A 20498-nucleotide genomic window follows, 5' to 3' on the forward strand; every position below is an offset into this window, starting at 1 on the left:
GAGGGAAGGTTAGTCAGATGTTTTAGGCTCAAGCCCTATGATTTTATTTAATTTTCCGCTGGCTCGATCTTTCTCTATTTCATTGAATAACTCTTCAGGGTTTATCTCCTCGTAAAGATGATAATTGTCATCAATAAGTTTTAACTGTTGCTTTACGTAAACCTTTTCAGTGTTAGATAGCATGTTTATATTCTCTCTCGAATGAATGCTTGTTATTTAATTAAAGCTATTTAATTGTATTTGTAAAGGCTTTTAGATCACATAAACCATATAACTCATTGAATTAATTAGTGGTATATTATGTTGTGATGTCGTTAAAATAAGACTTTGATATATAACAGCAATTGAAAAGACAGGCTTATTTTAGATAATAAACCTTGCGTTTATATGTTATGTCAATAGACGACAAATTTTTTAATTTACTTATGGAATAAGTAGAGCCGTTTTAAAGTTAATTTATTCTAAACTTTGAGTACTATAGCTATAAATTGCTTTGCTGATTGGCGTTTTTGAATCTGCTAGCACAACGCGGAAGCGCAGATACTGCACAAGCGTACTTGATGAAAAATGATATTTATATATGTTTGAGTAACCAACAACTTTACTATTGTTAGCTTGAGTAAATTTACTTTAAACTGAGTCCAGTAGCTGGTAATAGGGCTTTTTAGTGTTTATTACTAAATAGTTGAGTGTATGCGTTGGTCTAAATCATTTGATACTAAACAATAAATACAGCGAAATGAGTTGATATTTCAGTCAGTTATTGTCATTAATAAACATAAGGTTTTTGGGTTAAAAAGAAAAGGATATTTCAATTGAAGGATAAGGAAAAAATAGCGTTATTTATCGATGCTGATAATGCGCCTGCCGCCAAAATAGACATCATACTTTCAGAGCTTGCTCGCTATGGTGTCGTTAATATTCGCAAAGCCTACGGGAACTGGAAGAGTCCATGTATCAAGCCCTGGGAAGATGTTCTTCACGAATACGCCATTCAACCAATCCAGCAATTTGATTTAACCAAAGGCAAAAATGCCACTGACATTGCGCTTGTTATTGATGCAATGGATATTCTCTACACCAAAGATGTAGATACCATCTGCTTAGTGTCCTCTGATTGTGATTTCACACCGCTCGTTACTCGTGCTCTTGCTGATGGAAAATCAGTTCTCGGGTTTGGCGAGCGGAAAGCACCTATGGCATTCGTTAATAGTTGTTCAAAATTTCTGTATTTAGATGAGATGCAAAACCAAGGTCAGACCAAGCAAAAATCCGAAGCTCACATTAAATGTGATACCAAGCTAATGAACCTTCTCAGGCAAGCAGTAGAAGCGTCTGAAGATGATGATGGCTGGGCGCAATTAGGCACCATCGGTTCACATATATCAAATCATGCTTCATTCGACCAACGAAACTATGGCTTTGAAAAGTTAAGTGACTTATTTAAAGCAATTGACTCATTTGAAATAAAAAAATCGGGTTCAGTCTTTTGGATTCAAGACAGGAAACGAGCGAAGTTGGCAGTTGTATAAGGTAATATCTGATAAAACAGCAAGGATGTAGAGTGAACTTAAGCCATGTGAAAATGACTCGTGCGTTAGATGAAACGGACGAAATTACAAGTATAGATGATGTTAATAATGGTAAGGCGTGCAATTGTCTTTGCTTAGTTTGTCAGACCCCTTTGATTGCAAGGCAGGGAAAAAAGCGTAGCTGGCATTTCGCGCATGATACTTCATCAGGTGAAGTTGAATGTGCTTGGTCAGGGGAAACTGAGCTTCACTTAAGAGTTAAAGAGTACCTTTCAAAAGCACTGCATATTAAAGTTCCTGTTGGCAACCATAACCCCGTCATAGAGTCAATTGAAATTGAAGATGCTCTAGTTGAAATGCGTTTTGATCCTACAAGGCGCATCCCTGATGTTACAGTTTTTTCTAATGGGGAAAGGGTCTTTATTGAAATTGCAGTAACGCACTTTTGTGAACCTCAAAAAATCAAAGAACTCAAAGCTAATAATGCTAATGCGTTGGAATTTGATTTTAGTGACTTTTCACCTGAAGGAGATGTAATTACTGATGAAGAAATTGAGCACCATATCAACCGCTGTGAAGTAAATTGGCTAAGCGTATCTCCTGCTGGATACATTGGGTCTAAAGTTCATGATCATGAAAGGCTCGCAATTCGTAAGCTTCACGAAGAATATTTAAGTAAAGATCTTGAGTATTCCAAAAAACTACAAAAACTAACTAAAAAAATAACCCTTCGTACAAAAGAGCTAAGTAGGGTTGAAAACCTTCTGTCGACTAAATCTCCTGATGCAGAAGAAAAACAAGCAATCTTGAATTGGTTTTCAACGGAAGAACAAAAACTTCATCAAGAGCTTCAAGAAATGAAAGATGATGCTCTGCGTGACGCAAACATAAGTGCTGAAACACAGTTTAATGCATCATATCAGTTATTGAAGAATGATATGGAGAATCAATACCGACTAGATAATAAGCTTTTGATTCAGGAAATAGAGTCCAAAAGTGTTGAGCTGAAAGCGCTAAATGATCTTGTGAACATGGCCAAAAGGGATATTGACTATAAAGAAGCAAGGTTAGAAAAACTTGAGATCGATACTAAGGAATACTTGGAAATTGAAGAGACAATTAAAGATGCTTCAAAGGCACTTGAATCTAAAATTGTTATCATTGCCCAAGCAAGAAAGCACTTGGAGAGAATTCTTCCAGAGTTCAAAGCATTTTGCAGGAAGACAGGGGCCCCTTGGCCTTTTGCGCATGATATAGATGAAAAACTTAACACTGAGACTGTTCTAGGGCTTTATAGTAACTTAAAAAACATAGGAGAATCTGCCTGATTCCCAGAGAAAAATTTTGATGTAAACAGTTAGCCTAATATACATAAAACAAATCGACCTAGGTCACTGCATTATATAAATTATGGGGTTAAAGATACATTTTGTTTGAGTAATCAATTAGTAAAACAGATATTATTGAATAGTGAGCTCAATGGGTGGCATTCATTCATAGTTAGTCTCATATTTAAGAAGGAATTAAGAATGGTCCACCAACAAATTAATTTTGAACAACCTGAAGAAGAACTAGATTCCACCTCATCTAACTTTAAGATTCCAGGCTTATTAAAGTTTGTTATTACATTGTTTTCGTCTGTACTTATTATTGCTTGTATTTGTCTGACCTATAAATATATAGAGGCACCAAAACAACATGTGTCACCAAAGGAACTAGGCTTAAATTCAATATTTCTATTTTCAATTGTAGCTTTATTTGTTGTTTGGATTCCTTGGGACAAAATGGGAATTCGTATTTCAAAAATTGGAGGTATAGAGTTCAAGGAAATTGTACAAGAACAAGCTTCAGAGCATGCTGAAGAATTAAGCTATTTGGAAGACCGAATTGAGTCATTGGAGGCTTATATTAGAAAAGATGATGGAATAACTGAACTTACAGAAAGGTTTCAAGAGCCCCTGCTTAGGGAGCAATTAATTAAATTCCTAACCAAGTATAACAAATGGGCATTTTCCCCTTCCAGAATTAAGGCGTGGGGTTCTCAGCAACAAGGGTTTTCCGATCTATCTTCATATGAACACCCATTTATAAGAAGCACTTTGCAAAAAATGGTATCTGAAAGGTTGCTCGAAACTAGAATTAGTAAGAAAGGTAATACGCTTTACCGTATTGCGGTTAGTTAGAGCTAGTTATGGAATTGATAATAACTAGTTTCGAAGCAAAATATGGTGATGCTTTTCTTATCGAAGAGCCTGATAGTAATATAAAGTTTCTAGTGGATTGTGGGTTCAAACTAACCTACAAACATCATATAAAAAAGAGAACAAATTCAGCGGATTTCATTATTTTAACGCACTCTGATGAAGATCACATTAATGGCGCTTTTCCATTAATTAATGACTACCCTGAAAAATTTGCTTTGAAAAAAGTGTACGTAAACTCCCCTGAATCTATACCGACTCCCAGAACTAATAGCGCAATATCTATACGGCAAGCTAAGGATTTAGTTAATTTGTTACAAGGCAAAGAGTTACCATTTGAAGGCCTAATTCAAGGGCAAACTATTGAGGTCTCTAAAAACCTATCGCTTGATATTATCTCTCCAACTCAAACAGAACTAGATAGTTATTACGAGAAATATAATGACCAAGTAGGTACTGTACAACAGAATGATAAGGGAACAGACATAACCCTAAACGCAACTACTAAATCTTTTGTCGAGTGGACTAAACAACCTGATTCATTTCCTAAAATACCCAATGATATTGCTAATGCTAGCTCTATTGCTTTCATTCTCAATTATAAAGATAAGAAAGTACTGTTTCTAGCTGATTCACATCCTGAAGTGATTTCAGATTATTTACTAAAGCAAGGCTTTAACTCAACACAAAAAGCAACATTCGACTATATCAAATTATCTCACCACGGAAGTGCAAAAAGCATATCAAAACAGTTACTAAACATGATTAGTTGTAATAACTTCATTATTAGTACAAACGGCGGCAAGGCAAGGAGTAAGCACCCTAATGTTGAAACTATTGCCAAGCTAGCAGCTTTGGTTGATAGAAATGGCAATGATGAAATTAACTTTTACTTTAATCACTCTATTTCGGCAATTGAAACAAGAAATGGTCCTTTATTAAGTGCCGAAGAGCGTCTTTTATACAAGATAAATTACATTGAACAAAATGAGATTAGACTGTCATGAACCACCTAACATTTCTGCCCAACGCGACTGTTCAAATCTCTAAAGAATCAAACTATCAGGGAAGTGCTGTACTCGTTAAGGTTAAAAATGCATTTTATGTATTAACTTCTGCACACGTCACTTTTGGAGAAAGGTGTGAGCAATATACTGAGGAACTTAGTTCTTTATTAACTTATAAGTCTGAAAAGTTTGGAAATTTAACGTTTATTAGAGAGTTAGGCAATTTCGAAATATATAAGGCTCATGACATCGTTGCTATTGAAGTTGGTGTAAATAGCGATGACTTTCCAGAAGTATTTTTTACTAATGAGACTGATGAGCCAACGTTGGAATTTATATTTAGAGGTAGAGGCAAGGTTCAAAGCGGTAAAATTTACTCGGTAATGCCTTGTTATAAAAACGGTACAGCGGGCGCTGATATTCATATCGAGATACCCGAGAAAGACTATACTGATTTTCAAGGCGAAGCTGGAGCTGAAGTTTTACAAGGCTTGTCTGGTAGTGGCGTATTTATTCATGATAATGATTCTAGTGAAGCCTTTCTAACTTCAATAGTAAAGTCTGTAAGCGAAGATAATTTTGTTGGTGTTAATTGTACTTGTATATCCTTATTTAATAAGTACTTAATCCCTGAATTAAATCTAATAGATTACAAGCATCATGGAAGTGAAAAAAGCACCAGTTCTCAAAGTAAATTAATCGATTCCGCTACCCAAATAGATGTGGAAGAATTGACTCGTTCAATTTCACAAAACTTGATTTCTCAATTTATGCCTTCTTCATTAGGTAATTCAAATATAGCTGTATCGCATACATCACCTCTAAGTTCAATTGAAAGTGTTCCGCTTCCTAGAGCAATTGCTTCAAGAAACAAATTAATTGATAGCACTGTCTATTCACTTAAAAATAATAATACTGCATGGTTGTATGGAGCGGCTGGTGTTGGAAAAACCGTTGCGGCCAAGATGGCTGCGAAACACCTAGGAGGACGTTGGATTGGGGCTAATTTAAGAGGGTTAAATTCTCAGGAAGTTTGTCAAATTTTAGCTAGTTCATTACTGAATCTTAATAATCAAGAAGTAACAGGAATCCTTATTGACGATCTTGAATGTGTCTTCACGCCTACTGTTACCGAGAAGTTACTTAGCCTTCATCATTTTTGTAAAAAAATTAATGTTTTTATACTTTTCACATCATCAAAAGTATCAGATGAAGATTACCTATATTCTGCTGATCTCCCTCAGGAGGTTGAACAAAAAGTTGATGATTTTTCGGAGGTAGATATTAAAGAAATTTTATCTGCTTTGGGTGTGACAGAGGATTATTGGGCACGATATATATATATGTCATCAGGTGGAGGACACCCTCAATTAGTTATCGCAATGATTCAAAGTATGAAAAAAAGCAAATGGAGCATTGAAGAATTTCGGACCTTAAACTCTTTACTGCAAAGAAATGAAACGGTAGAAAAAGTTAAGAAGAAAACAAGGGAACGGTTACTTCATGAACTCCCTGCTAGTGCAAGGAAGATTGTCGAACGAGTATCTTTAATTACAGGTAGATTTGATAGGAATCTGGTTCTTGATTTAGCTTTATTATCTCCTAAAATAGCAGACGCTGGAATTACCTTTGACAGCCTTGTAGGGTCTTGGATAGATCAACATGAAATTGATCGCTTTTCTTTATCTCCATTGTTATCAAACTTTGCTGCTGCAACCTTAACCAAACAGCAGCGGAAACCAATTCAATGTGAAATTGCGGACTCAATCCTTCGTACAAAAGTAATTGATCCAATTACAATGAATACTGCATTCATTGCAGCATTTGCAGGGGAAAATACTGGAGCGCTTGCACTTCTATGTTATCCAATTCTAACTACTGAACTCAGTGAACTTCAAATCATCGCCCCACATTTAATAATGTTTACTTTTTTGAATACAGACAATTCAATTTATGCACATGACTCGAATGTAAATATTATGCTGAGAGGGGCCCAACTAATACTTTTAACGTGTTTTGAAGATAAAAAAGGGAGTTACTTAGAAACATTTAACCGTTTTGAAATCGAAGCAGATAACTCTGATACTCAAGAAACTGGCAGCTCGGTATTAGTACGTATAATGATATACTCAAAGCTACTATTATCTCAGCCTAAATTTGGAAATTTACCCAACTGGAATTCAATAGTCACGAAGCTTAATACTCTATTTGAAAATAAAGCAGAATTACTTCCGATATCTATACCCCATAAAGAGATACCGACAAAAGTTGATGGTATATCAGCTGTAAGCTTTTTAATCATTAACCAAATCAATCAAATTGATACGATAGGTGCATTAATCCCATTGTTTGAATTTATTAATAACTGTGAAGAGAAAATCAAAAATGAGTTGTTCTCTACCATAGAACAATTAGATTTAGGTTTAGATATAATAGTTAGGGGGGCATGGTTAAGTGAATTTAACAAAGGCACTATTAATTGTGAAAAGCATACGGTTATATTTTCTGAACTGGAAACAATTGCGAATAATTGGGGAAATAATGATTTAGCAGAGATTTGTGTAAAATTTTCAGCTGTTATTTGGGATGAAACTGGTGGACGTTCAGATAAAGCAATAGAGTTAATTGACATTGGCCTTGCAAAATATGGCTGCACAAGCTTTTGCTTACTTAGAGCTAAAGCATTAGTGTTATATAGAGAAAAAAATTATAAAGAAAGCCTTATTCTTTCTAAAAAAGTCCTAGCCGGTAAAGTGGAGTTTAAAGGCGCTGAAAAAGCATACTTTTACCGAGAGGCAGCTATTTGTGCAGAAAATGAAAGTGACTTTTCTTTAGCTAGTGAATATTTTTTGCTTGGAAGCGCCTCTATTAACGTACTTGAATTGCCTGAAATGTTGCCTATGAAAATAGGACTTCAAGCAGATTCAGCACTAGCATGTTGGCATGATGGAGACAAAAAAGAGAGTATTCAAAGACTTGCAGATGTATTGGATGAACTTAAAAAGATTGATCCAAAAAGTTCGTTAAATGCAGCTCACTGCCATGTGTTTGTCCATCACATTCTATTGTGGCTTGAACAAGAATCAAAACAACAAACAATTCTCCTTGCAGGCGGTCAAGATACTCAAATCTATTCTGGGATAGTTAGTAACCCAGAACCTAACAAAGATATAAGTAAGCAGAAAATTGCTCCTCTTGATTTTGCACAGTACATTCTAGCATCAATAGAAAGCTATTGTGTGTTGGATGTAGGGATATCCTCGAAGCTAACAAAAAATTTAACTAATGGTCCATTAGTAGAAGGAGAGAGTCATTTTACATTTTCAAAACTTGATATCGCCATTATAAAATCTAATGAGAAACTATTAATATCTGCTTTAAAGAGCTTTGTAGCTTATTTGATTTATGCTTCTGGTCAGGTAGGCACTCAAAAAAATTCAACAGACATTGCATTTACATATCAAACACTATCTGAAGCTACGGTAGAGGATTTTGATCATTATAGTAGTGTTGTAGAGCACTACATTCTTAGTTTTGTTATAAGCTGTGCACTTCAAAATAAGTGGGAAGAAGTTGATAAACTGATTGAATGTATTTCAATAGATCCAGAAGTAGCTATTCGAGCAGATTTAACAGGTATATTAAAAGGCAGTAATGTAAATACAACCGATGTAATAGCATATAACACCAAATTAATAATGGGTTTCCGGCATCACCAGAACCAGAGTCCTATAAATTTAATCATTGGTATATTTAGTCTTACTTTAACAGCTATTCAAATAGGTATTGATATAAAACAATCAAATTTAATCTCTAGGTTGGCTTTTGAATCATTAAAAGTTAAATGGTTAGCTTTTTGGGGACAACAAAGATATTTACTTAAATATCATGAACATCACTTTGTAAACATAAATAAAGCTCTTTCAGTAAAAGGTTACTCTTGGCCTGAGAATGTTTTGTGCTTAATGAAAGCTATTTTACCTACTTTAGATGTTGGGGATGAGTTGGACGTTAATAGAACTCTAGATGAATTACTTTTAAAGGTTCGAACCAAAAAGTAATAATCTCATTTGATGATTGCCAACCTCAAACATTATGCGCAGTCACAGAAATTTACATTGTTAGGGGAAGATCAGTATTTAGCATCTACTATAATTACTTCAATGGTAATTTTATTGAATAAAACCAGTGCCCATACTCGTCCCATTCAGCCCGCCACATTCAGAAAAGCCCGTTACGAAAGTAACGGGCTTTTTGCTTTCTAATATTTAAAAAAGTACGAGTAGGGTTTGTAGCGTAAGACCTTAGCAAGAGTTCAAATATCTATCTCACCGCTACATCCATATAACCCATTGTGTTTATTTGAGCTCATTGGCTTTTCGGTATTTACCTCGATAATCAAAAAGTCTGTCTTTAATACGCCAGTAGAATTTTTGTTTTCTGGCAATGACAAAGTCAGGACACGGTAATATGTTAACTAACTTTAATGCTTGTTCAAGATTAGTCACTTCAAACGACCCGGTAGAGCCCAGTTGAATACTGATTTTAGCGCTAAGGCGTTTAGAAAAGATATCATTGAACGCTTTAACTTGATTCGGCTTAGCAAAGTCAAAAGATTCATTGAGTTCAGCGCCTTCCTCATCATGGTAAGTGACTTTTAACTTATTAGCTCCCTTATCATTGACCTCAGTTAAATTAAGACCTGCGCAGCGAATAATTTTTGAATCTTTAAGTTGCAGTGCCTTTTTTAACATATCATCGGGGTCGACTAAGACCTCAAGGCACTGTAAACAGGTACGAGCAGCTATGTCATTTTCACCACCGCAGTGAGGACATTCTTTAAATACAAAGCGATAACCACATTGGCTCTGGCTTTCTACTAGGTATGCTTGCTCTTCATTTGGAGCATCGACCAGACCTTGGCATCGTCGGCCGTAGTGTTCCACTAAATAACCATCATCATCACAAAGGCCCCAAAATATATTGGCAAATTCACAACTTGGGCAAACTACTTGCACCGGCTGACTTTTACTATTCGGCTTTTTCTCACCGACTTCGGGATGATAGAGATCAAAATCATTGCCAGTATAGTCAATTACTAAGCAATCTTTTTTGTTATCACTCAAACGCAGACCACGACCTATGATTTGCTGATAGAGACTAACCGATTGTGTTGGACGTAATATAGCAATCATATCGACATGGGGCGCGTCAAAGCCAGTGGTTAATACTGAAACATTAACTAGGTATTTAATTTCTTTACGTTTGAATGCCTTAATTAATTTGTCGCGTTCAGTGTTGTCGGTAGCCCCGGTAATTAACGCACTCAATTGGGCGGGTAAATAACTAAAGACTTCCTTTGCATGTTCAACAGTAGCGGCAAATACCATAACACCTTGACGTTTATGGCCTAACTCAATGACCTGTTCAATAATACTTTGAGTCACTCGGGGATTTTTGTTTAGTAGATGATTAATATCCGTAGGACTATATTCGCCAGAGGCGCTTGTTCGAAGGCTACTAAAATCATAGTGTTCTATGGTGGCATCAACTAAATTGGGTTCGGTTAAATACTGGCGTTTAATTAAGTAACGTAGCGGTAGTTCATAAATACAGTGCTCAAAAGGTCGCTTTTCTTCACTTCGCATAAAACCATGATAATGTTTTTTATAAATCCAGCCCAAGCCTAAACGATAAGGGGTTGCGGTTAAACCTAGTAATTTTATGTCGGGATTAACTTGCATCAACTTCTCAATGATTTGTTGATATTGGTTTCTGCTCGGTCTTTCTTGTGATTGCTCTTTACTTTCGTCTTTATAGCCGTCTTTAGAACCGTTTTTGGATTCGCCTTTAGCTATTTCTTTAACCAGCTCTGCGCTGGACAAATTAACTCTATGACATTCGTCAATAATAATTAAGGAGTAGGGCTCATTAAAATCATCTAGATTACGAGCTGCCGATTGTATGCTGGCGAACGTGACTTGGTGTTGAGTTTCTTTAAGTTTTAATCCCGCAGAATAAATACCAGCAGTAGTACCATAGCTTTCATATTTTTGATGATTTTGCTCGACCAACTCTTTAACGTGAGTTAGCACGAGTATCTTTCGTTTTGCTAAGCGAGCAAGCTCGGCAATTACCAGACTTTTACCTGAGCCAGTAGGTAAAACGATCACCGCAGATTCGTTGGTTTTTCGAAAGTGTTTGAGCACCGCAGAAACGGCTTCTTGTTGATAATCTCTAAGTTGAAAAACTGCCACGCAGTGCTGCTGCCTTATAGGGAACGAATAGCAGCTATAATAGCAAAAGAGTCGATAATTCTAAAATTTAAAGCCAACTTTAAACCTTCATTAGTTTGCGCAGGCTAATCTAGAGAATAGGGTTTAAAAAGGAATAATATGCCGTGCACAACGAGGAATATCACAAAGACAATTGAGCCTTAATAAGATTCTACAAAAAAATAATACAATGTAGTAGTGATAGGCAGTTACACAATATCTTTTACAGTCTACTCTCAATAATTAGGAAGTTCTTCATAAAAATAAAGCAGAATATTTATCTGTTTGATTTCTTACCTATAGTGACCATGAGTTTACGCTAGTGGTAATTTTATTGAATAAAACCAGTGCCTATACTCGTTCCATTCTGCCCGCCACATGAAGAAAATCTCTAATTGAAAGGTTAGCGGCTTTTTGCTTTCTAGCGTTTAAAAATATCAAACACAGGGTTCGTATTGTAAAACTATATGAAGAGTTCAAATTTCTAGCTAATTATCACGCGGTAAAGCCTTATTTTAACCCGCTGTGTTTTTTTTGTTTTGAATTTGGTTGTTTTTTTAGCAAACAAACCTAAATAGTAAAATAGTGCTTTACAACGTATTAGAGAGACTTTACTATTCGCCTCGTTCTCAAGCAGGTACTGTTTCACAGGCTTATTTGTTAACTTCAGGTGAGATGGCTGAGTGGTCGAAAGCACCGGTCTTGAAAACCGGCAAGGGTTTGTAGCCCTTCTAGAGTTCAAATCTCTATCTCACCGCCACATTCAGAAAAGCCCGTTACGAAAGTAACGGGCTTTTTGCTTTCTAGGATTAAAAAAAGTACGAGTAGGGTTTGTAGCGTAAGACCTTAGTAAGAGTTCAAATCTCTATCTCACCGCCACATTTAGAAAAACCCGTTACGAAAGTAACGGGCTTTTTGCTTTCTAGGATTAAAAAAAGTACGAGTAGGGTTTGTAGCGTAAGACCTTAGTAAGAGTTCAAATCTCTATCTCACCGCCACATTCAGGAAAGCCCGTTACGAAAGTAGCGGGCTTTTTGCTTTCTAGGACTATAAAAAGTAAGAGTAGGGTTTGTAGCGCAAAACCTTAGTAAGAGTTCAAATCTCTATCTCATCGCCACATTCAGAAAAGCCCGTTACGAAAGTAACGGGCTTTTTGCTTTCTAGGATTTAAAAAAATAAGGGTAGGGTTTGTAGCGCAAAACCTTATCAAGAGTTCAAATCTCTATCACACCGCCACATTCAGAAAGCCCTTAATTCTAATGAGTTAACGGGATTTTGTTTTCTAGGCGTGCGTCGTTTCGGTCACATCAAGTAAATAAGATCACATAATGGCATCATAGGTTTTATCCATGACTTCAACAGAGATATTGTTATTTAAGTGGTTACCAACAATTCGATTGAACTTAAGCTGTTTACTTCGAACAAAATCAATAAAGGTTCTAGTATAACTGGGGATGACCTTAGCAATAGTATTATCAACTGCTATGTGGAGGAATTTGGATTGAAAAATAATGCCGCTGTTTTTGAAATAAACAAAGCTTTGTCTTTTAGCATGCATATTATCCAATACATAAAAATGTGCGCCATCAATAACTTTCTCATGTTCAATGGTGCGGAACTTGAATCTAGCAATGTCGTTAGCAAAAGCAGGGTAGACTTTGATGGCGGCGATACTATATTCATCGGCAAGTATTTCAATGTCTTGATCGACGTACACTTTAAGGCCAGCAATTTCATATCTGTGAGGATGGCTTACATAAACTGAAGTGATTTTCTTTTGTGGAAATTGTTCACTAATAAGTTTAATCGTTTTCTCTGCGAGCGCGGGATAGCCACTTGCACCAAACACCGTGATCTCATCGCCATTGACTTTAAACAAACTATTGCGCCTAGCTGAAGAGTCGGTCACAAGATAAAGATCTTCGGCAATTTTTTTTGAAACTAGCACGCCATCACTTTTAGGGATTTCAGGGCCGTAACCTGCAGGCACTTTAAGTTTGGTAGGCTCAACTTGCTCAATGATCTCAAATTGATCATTGTAGATGATATAGTTTGGCTCTGTTGCGCCATCAATATATTGGGATACGGTTCGAGCATAGGTTAAACCTCTTGCCGTTCGATAATCTTCGTAGACAAAGAGTGTTCTCTTTAACTTGTCGTTGAGCGATACTAGTTGCAATGGCACCCTACTAAACTCATACTCGACAACATTCTCATTATCCCCATCAGAGGTTTTATGGGTTAGCGTTATTGTCCCCGATTTTTTGTTCTGCTGAAGGGTAATATTCTTTTCAACATTGTTTTCCTTAAATAGTGGTCTTACTGCTAAAAAGTCGACATCCAAGAGGATATAGCCCATTCTGTAAAATTGACCTAAGCCTTGATTGAGAATACGCCTACCCTTATAGCTACTACCATTCATTTCATAGGCAAAGCTTTCTTTATCATTTTGGAAATGAGCCCTGTCGAGTAGCAGACCACCTGAAGTGTAATATATATCATTATCGTAAAAGTGCTTTTTTACCAAATCAATTTCAACCGTTCTTTGTGCCATGATTCTATTAGGTGTTTGATAGTCCCAATAATTATGGGATCTGTATTGCTTGTTTAAATAGTGATGACTTAGTGAGAAGGCATTAATTGACAGTGTTTTTTGATAGTGTGTTTTGAGCTTAGCGACAAAGTCTTCAACCTCATCTGCTAATGCCGTTGGTATTGTGATGGAGAACAACGTCATACAAGCAAATGCGAAGGGGTGAGAATAACGAATTAGGTTAACTTTCATTGATAATTCCTAAGTTTGGGATTACAGGCAATCATGATTTAAAACGATGGTAGAAATTAACATGCTAATCATCGACATTTCTGATCATAAAGTTCTAACGCAATGTAGTGATGGGCATTGGTCATATATTGACGTCATAAGTTTTATTCATTGTTTCAACCGAAATATTATTATTCCTGTAGTTAGCTACAATTCTTTTGACTTTCAGTTGTTTATTACGAACAAAATCAATAAAGGTTCTGGTGTAATTGGGTATTACCTTAGCAAGGGTATTATCGAAAGGGATGTGCAGGAAGTGTGATTGAAAAATAACGCCGCTGGCTTTGAAATATACAAAGCCCTGTCTTTTGGAGTGCAAGTTTTCCAGTACATAAAAATGTGTACCATCAATATCTTTCTCATGTTCAATGGTGCGAAATTTGAAGTTATCTATTTCGTCAGCGAACGGTGGGTAAGCTTTGATGGCAGCTATACTATATTCATCGGCAAGTATCTCGATACCCTGTTTAGCAAAGACTTTAAGGCCTGCAATTTGATGTCCGTGAGGGTGGGTAACATAAACAGAGCTAATTTTTTTGTTTGGAAACTGATTATGGATAAGTTTAATCAGTTTCTCTGCTAATCGAGAATAACCACTGGCCCCAAAGACCATAATCTCATCGCCGATTACTTTAAACAAACTATTGCGCCTAGCTGAAGGGTCGGTAACGAGGTAAAGATCGGCTGCAATTTCTTTTGTTACTAAAATGCCATCGCTATTAGGAATTTCAGGGCCGTATCCTGGTGGAAGTTGAAGTTTTCTAGGATCCACTTGCTTAATGGCATCAAATTGGTCAATGAACTTTATGTAGGCTGGTTGTGCTGCTCCATTGACGTATGAGTTTACAGAACGAGCAAAAGATATGCCTCTTGTGGTTTGATAGTCTTTATAAATATAAACTTCACGCCGAGATTTTTTGTTGATCGATACTAGGTGCAATGGGTTATGACTAAATTCATAATCGATTACATTATCATCAGAAACTTTATGTGTGAGCGTAATTTCGTCCGTTTCTTTGTTCTGATGAAGGGTAATATTTCTCTCAATATTGCTTTCCTCAAGCAGAGGCCTTACCGCTAGAAAGTCGATATTCATGACCAGGTAACTGATAAACCGATCAAAGTTACCCATGCCTTTATTGATAATAGCTTTGCCATAGACTGTGTTACTTTTTTCATAATAAAAGCTTTCGTTATCATTTTGGAATTGAGCCCGATCAAATAGCCGACCACCAGAATAGTAAAGTATGTCATTATCGTAAAAATGCTTTTTTACCAAGTCAACTTCAACCATTCTTTGTGACATCACTCTATTTGGTGTTTGATAGTCCCAATAATTATTGTCCCTATACTGTTTGTTCAAAAAGTGATATTTCAGAGAAAAAGTATTTATTTTCAGTGTGTCTTGATAGTTTATTTTGAGCTTAGCAATAAATTCTTGTGCTTCTTTTATCGATGCCGTTGCTGTCGTGACGGTGAATAACGACAGATAAACACACGCTTTGAGGTAATAAATCATATTGAAAAGTCCTATTGGTAAACAGTTTCGTTGTGTTTTGTATGGCTAATATAGCGTCGTGAATATTGTTGAAATAGGCATGAGTTGTAAGAATATTTAAGCTATATTTTACATAAGCTTACATTTGATTTTAGCAACTATAGACTACTTAGGATTAGTGGGGCTGGTCTTCTTTATAACAAAATAATTTTCAGCCCCAGTAGCTTTTAATTGAGATATTTCAAATTGAGTTGTTGAGCTCTTTGTGCACGGCATCTAATCTTGCTTGAAAACGTTTTTGTTGCCATTGTGGATTCAACTTTTCGGCGAGTTTTACCGCTTTTTTATGAGCCACAATCGATTTTTCGTACTGATTCATTGAATGATAAACTTGTCCTAAACCGCTGAACGATGCAGCGGAGTTTGGAAAATCAATGGTAAGCGTCGAGTACACTTGCAACGCAGCCTCAGTTTTTCCTTCACTTAAAAGCAGACCTGCGAGATTAAGTAAGGTGTTTTCTGGGATGTTGTTATCGGTACCATAAATATCAGCTCGTTTCTTATAATGAGCTTCCAGCCCTTGCATGCCACCAAAAGTCATGTATTCGTTATAATTTGCAAAACGAGGTGCTTGGTAGTTTCTAAAAACATGAGTCATGCCATTAAATAAGGCGGGGAGTGATGTTGTCATATGAGTCTGATTGGTAAGATACTCGTACCGCCAGTCTAAATTTTTAGGTGGGTTTGCTGTTAATAATTTTACAAAGTTATTGAATGCATCTGTATATAGTTTGCTTTCTTCAGCTTCGCTAGACAAAGTAAAATAGAGTGATTTTGCATTAGCTTTATTTGTCTGACTATTTGCTAAAATTTTATTATAGATAGCTAATTCATCGTATTGCAAAGGCGCACTTGCAGAAATATAGTTTTTAAAAAGTTCAGGATGACTTGCCAGTAGCTCAATGGTTAACCAGCCTGCCTTGGTATGACCAAATAGGGTATTTAAGCCAGTTGTTCTATAGTTTTCATTAATATAAGGCATCACCTCGTTTTTAATAAACAGGGTGAACTTTTCCTTGCCACGATCAGGGTCATGATCCAATTTATCATTATTTGAAATAGCAACGATAATCATCTCTGGCACGCGTTGCTGCTTTTGTAATAACTGGGTTGAAATTATTGCGTGATTAAGATGGCGGCCACCATCAAGCAAGTAAAGTACAGGATAATGTTTAGTTGACTCAGTATAGTTATCAGGCAGGTTTACTAACAGATGTCTATTTTGTTCCTGTGCTTTAGAAACTATAGGAATACGAGAAGCATCACCTATTGATATGTTTTTTTCGGTAACGTTCGATGCAGTCGCAGGCAAGCCAATACAAGTAGCGATTAGAAAAAAGGAGGGTAAAATTTTCAACATATGACTTCCCATGTTTTAATAGAATAAAATTTAAATCAGCAAGTTATATTGCATTGATGCACTTTAATTTTTCATACCTAAGAGTATGTTCAAGGCGAAACACTTGCTATTGCGTTTTGACTAGAATTACCGTGTGTCGACCAAAGGGCTGTAAGACTTCTTTGTAGACATTTCTGCTAGCACTTTTAAGCTAATCAGTTTTTTTATTAGGGTTAATATAGAAGCTCGTTGAAGGTTAAAATAGGCTTGTTATGTAAACATTCCAGCGGAAAACTTTACAAAAGTTTACTTTTGATTTTTGCTAACTCCAGTATTTTGAATAAATAGCGGTATAATCGCTCTAAAAGTATTAATCGGACACTTTAATTAACAACAATATGTATAAAAATAAGGTAATAACTTGAGTATTAAGCCTAAACTTCTCATCGTAGAGGATGAGCCCATGATTTTAATGGGGCTAACAGATTTATTTGTTTTCCATGGTTATCAGGTTGAAAGCGAAAGTGATGGAAAAAAAGGCTTAGCTAGAGGGTTAGATGAGCAATATGCCTGTATTATCCTAGATGTCATGCTACCTTCTCTCAATGGTTTTGAAATTTGTAATACTTTAAGGCAACATTCTCGTACTCAAGCCATTATGATGTTAACGGCAAAAAATTCAGAAGAAGATATTATTAACGGCTTGACTCTTGGGGCTGACGACTACGTAGCCAAGCCATTTTCAACGTCTGAACTAGTATTACGCGTCAATGCTTTAGTCAGACGCTCAGGCTGGACGGGTACAGACAATACGCTTATATTAAGTGATGAAGTGTCTCTTTGTACACGAACATTAACGGGTAGCTCTTATCAGCAAGAGACTAAATATACTCGTCGTGAAGTGGAGATTTTAGGTTATTTACATAGTCAGAATAAACCCGTATCTCGTGATGAATTACTCAAAGAAGTATGGGGATATAAAACAACAAGTGATATAGATACGCGTACGGTAGACATACATATCGCAAAAATCCGCAAGAAAATAGAGACATCCCCCAAGACCCCTAAGCATTTAGTTACGCATCGTGGTGAAGGCTATCAGCTTTATGTCATTTAGTACGCTGCCTTTTGTGTTGGATAATATGACGATTATTACGGTGAGCTGTTAAATTGATATTTTCAGATAAGCGGTTGCTAAATTATTCTCAGCGTTTGCGTCGATTACGTTATTTAGCCATAGGTTTTTTACTCTTTCTATTAATCCCAATTGGTACGCTTTTGTATTTCGGCTTTCAGCAAATCGAAGCTAACTTACTTAACGAATATCAGCGCGAATCAAGTAATCTGGTGCTAAAAATCAACAGAACCTTGTATAAGAAACTAACGTTTACTAATACCTTGTCGGAGAATGAATTTGACTATTATCAGCAAGTCTATAATCCGCTCACTAAACAGCAACAACAAGTACTATCGCCACTGACAAGTTTACGTTATTTACAGCTCAACAATGAGCAACCAATAAAAGGATTAGTTGGTTATTTTCAGTATGACAGTCAAGGCCGTTTTAATAGTCCTATCTGGCCTGAGCCGATATCAGTAAAGGATTTTTCTGATAATAGTTTTTCAGGGGCTAATACAGGCGATAGCAGTGAACAAGTGTCAAATCAGCCAGTAAACTCAGAATTAGCCATACGTAAAAAAGCAGCAATTAAGGTTTACCAGATAATGTCTCAATCTAAAGCAATACAGCAAATGATTGAGCGAGGATACGATAAAAAGAATCACTATTTTAATATTATTTTTGATATCCCTGATTATTTTGTTTTTTATCGTATTGCTTCAGTAGCTGAGCAGAGTCGGTTGCAAGGGTACCTTGTAAAACGGAAACCTTACATGCGTCAAATAATCACAGATATACTGGAATGGAGAAGCTTTGAAAGCGCCGTATTAGTCAAGTTACAGGATGTTAAACATTCAGGTCAAACCGAGTTTTTTTTCTACGAAAATATATCTAACGGCCAAGTTAAAGTAAGTCAACCCTTACAGATTGACAGTCGCTTTGAACAGCAAGCTATTTACAATACTAAATTACAATGGCCATATGAAGGTTATTCAGTGTCTCTGTCGACACACTCGTTACCATTGACGTCGGCTATGATATATAGCGGTATTTTTATTATTATTCTAATTGCGGTCATATTGTTTGCTTGTTTTGGTTTTTATCGTTTAGGGGTTAAACAATTGGCATTAGGCGAACAAAGGCTTAACTTTGTTTCTTCAGTCAGCCATGAGCTAAAAACGCCGCTCACCTCAATTCAAATGTATTCACAAATGCTAAAAGAAGGCACGGTCATTTCTGAAATGCACCAGAAAAAATATTTTGAGTTTATTTATGGTGAAAGTGAACGCCTTACACGATTAATCAATAACATACTGCAATTGTCCACACTCAGCCATCAACAGCAAAATGTGCAGCCGCAATATACACCGCTGGCGGTTTTAGTGGATATTATTCGTTCTAAAACGTCTTCATTAATTGATAAGCATAATTTTCAACAAAATATGTTTATGGAATTATCTGACTCTGAGCATATGTTGGTATTGGTAGATCAGGATGCTTTTGCTCAGGTGATCATCAATATTACCGACAATGCCGTTAAGTTTTTTGATAAAACGCAAATCAATGATCTTAGTCGACAAAAAATAAATTTTATATTTCGTCAACATCCCAAACATAAGCACCTTGTTCAGTTGGAAATACGAGACTATGGCGAAGGAATATCTCAACAGCAAGAAAGTAAGATATTTGAACTTTTTTATCGGGGTGGTAATGAATTAACCCGAACCACTCAAGGAACAGGAATAGGGCTGGCTTTAGTTAGTGAGCTGGTATTAGCACAACAGGGAGAAGTTAAGGTTGAAAGAAGATCACCTGGTTTAGCTATGCTGATATCATTTCACGCAAAATCAGAAAGCGTGTCTGGTTAGTTAAAATAATATTGAATTTTGTTTCAAGTTAACTATTAAATAGTATCATTCAACAGGGATTTAAGCGCCTAAAATCACTTAATAATAGCGAGTTGTGCTTTTCTAAATATTCGATTTAATAGTGCTTAGCTTACCTAGTGGTGAAATTCTTCTCATTGAGTCAGAAGTTGTTAATGTATTATAAAATATCACCAAGCGGGTTATTTTTTATTAAGTAATTAGCACCAGAGTTAACATTAATAGCTTGATTAACTCTGGCGCTAATAGATTAGCGGCTCTACCAGGTCTGGTTCGACGCGCTAATACGTTCGTCCCTCATTTTTCTGGTAAATTCTTCGGCATGCTCTTTTTTATATTCACGTTCGGCAGTGGTATCGCAAACCTTTTTACGAATATGAGAACCTGAAAGCTTGATGCTTCTGCACTCATAACCTGACTTTATTTGCGCTGCGGTCAGTTGGGATTGGTTATCTTCATTTTGAGTATTACTACAGGCAAATAGAAGAGTGGATAAAGTAATTAATATAAGTATTTTCATTTTAAGATCCTGTTAAGTTAAAGATATTTATATTTTTTCTATCGTCAAAACAAAACTTAACCACTATTAGTATAGTTGTCAACTGTATAATTTATGTTCTGAAAATTGAGGTGAAGGGAATTAAAATCGGTTCGAATTGGCAAAGAGAAACGAGTACTTAATAGCATAAAGACTCGTTTCTTTACTCGAATGAAAGCCAATTTATAAACTCAAATTTTAATATTATACTTTGCAGA

13 protein-coding genes and 1 tRNA gene are annotated in these 20498 nt (G+C 36.1%); 8 read left to right on the forward strand and 6 right to left on the reverse strand.

All coding sequences use genetic code 11. From position 1 onward, the window contains the following. Positions 1–9: 9 nt before the first annotated feature. Entirely contained in the window at positions 10–183 is a 174-nt protein-coding gene (locus ND2E_RS23125) for a hypothetical protein (RefSeq protein WP_190277840.1), read from the reverse strand. A 632-nt stretch (positions 184–815) separates the two neighbouring features. Here ND2E_RS23125 and ND2E_RS07710 point away from each other — a divergent pair. The 5 genes from ND2E_RS07710 to ND2E_RS23345 all read left to right on the forward strand — a co-directional run bounded on the left by ND2E_RS07710 (position 816) and on the right by ND2E_RS23345 (position 8801). Then, positions 816–1532: an NYN domain-containing protein gene (locus ND2E_RS07710; RefSeq protein ID WP_033094502.1), complete on the forward strand. Its 717-nt coding sequence runs from the start codon at positions 816–818 to the stop codon at positions 1530–1532. Positions 1533–1564: 32 nt separating this feature from the next. After that, positions 1565–2860 carry a competence protein CoiA family protein gene (locus ND2E_RS07705; protein ID WP_033094503.1) on the forward strand — a complete coding sequence of 432 codons (1296 nt, stop codon included), beginning with the start codon at positions 1565–1567 and terminating at the stop codon, positions 2858–2860. Positions 2861–3061: 201 nt separating this feature from the next. Further along, on the forward strand, positions 3062–3715 hold the full coding sequence (locus ND2E_RS07700) for a hypothetical protein (RefSeq protein WP_033094504.1): 654 nt from the start codon (positions 3062–3064) through the stop codon (positions 3713–3715). An 8-nt stretch (positions 3716–3723) separates the two neighbouring features. Beyond that, the gene (locus ND2E_RS07695; protein WP_033094505.1) at positions 3724–4740 is read left to right on the forward strand and encodes a ComEC/Rec2 family competence protein; all 1017 of its coding nucleotides are present in this window, start codon (positions 3724–3726) and stop codon (positions 4738–4740) included. Continuing rightward, positions 4737–8801, forward strand: coding sequence for a hypothetical protein (locus ND2E_RS23345; protein ID WP_223303634.1), 4065 nt, complete (start codon positions 4737–4739; stop codon positions 8799–8801). Before ND2E_RS07695 ends, ND2E_RS23345 begins: the two co-directional genes overlap by 4 nt. 297 nt (positions 8802–9098) lie before the next feature. Here ND2E_RS23345 and ND2E_RS07690 read toward each other — a convergent pair whose 3' ends face one another. After that, positions 9099–10997 carry a DEAD/DEAH box helicase gene (locus ND2E_RS07690; protein WP_033094507.1) on the reverse strand — a complete coding sequence of 633 codons (1899 nt, stop codon included), beginning with the start codon at positions 10995–10997 and terminating at the stop codon, positions 9099–9101. Positions 10998–11684: 687 nt separating this feature from the next. Between ND2E_RS07690 and ND2E_RS07685 the strand changes: the two genes are divergently transcribed. Next, positions 11685–11775 (forward strand) — tRNA-Ser (locus ND2E_RS07685). 561 nt (positions 11776–12336) lie between these two features. Here the strand turns inward: ND2E_RS07685 and ND2E_RS07680 are convergent. The 3 genes from ND2E_RS07680 to ND2E_RS07670 all read right to left on the reverse strand — a co-directional run bounded on the left by ND2E_RS07680 (position 12337) and on the right by ND2E_RS07670 (position 16757). Continuing rightward, entirely contained in the window at positions 12337–13800 is a 1464-nt protein-coding gene (locus ND2E_RS07680; protein ID WP_033094508.1) for an MBL fold metallo-hydrolase, read from the reverse strand. Positions 13801–13921: 121 nt separating this feature from the next. Then, positions 13922–15358, reverse strand: coding sequence for an MBL fold metallo-hydrolase (locus tag ND2E_RS07675; protein ID WP_033094509.1), 1437 nt, complete (start codon positions 15356–15358; stop codon positions 13922–13924). 220 nt (positions 15359–15578) lie between these two features. Beyond that, positions 15579–16757 carry an alpha/beta hydrolase-fold protein gene (locus ND2E_RS07670; RefSeq protein WP_033094510.1) on the reverse strand — a complete coding sequence of 393 codons (1179 nt, stop codon included), beginning with the start codon at positions 16755–16757 and terminating at the stop codon, positions 15579–15581. 400 nt (positions 16758–17157) lie between these two features. Here ND2E_RS07670 and ND2E_RS07665 point away from each other — a divergent pair, with 400 nt between their 5' ends. After that, on the forward strand, positions 17158–17853 hold the full coding sequence (locus tag ND2E_RS07665; RefSeq protein WP_033094511.1) for a response regulator transcription factor: 696 nt from the start codon (positions 17158–17160) through the stop codon (positions 17851–17853). 53 nt (positions 17854–17906) lie between these two features. Then, complete coding sequence (locus tag ND2E_RS22435) at positions 17907–19724, forward strand: sensor histidine kinase (protein WP_052056661.1); 1818 nt, start codon at positions 17907–17909, stop codon at positions 19722–19724. 277 nt (positions 19725–20001) lie between these two features. Here ND2E_RS22435 and ND2E_RS07660 read toward each other — a convergent pair whose 3' ends face one another. After that, a complete protein-coding gene (locus ND2E_RS07660) occupies positions 20002–20262 on the reverse strand; it encodes a hypothetical protein (protein WP_033094512.1) in 261 nt (86 codons plus the stop codon). Between the last annotated feature and the right edge of the window lie 236 nt (positions 20263–20498).

Origin of the sequence: Colwellia psychrerythraea (assembly GCF_000764225.1) — a bacterium.
GTDB classification, from domain to species: Bacteria; Pseudomonadota; Gammaproteobacteria; order Enterobacterales; family Alteromonadaceae; genus Colwellia; species Colwellia psychrerythraea_D.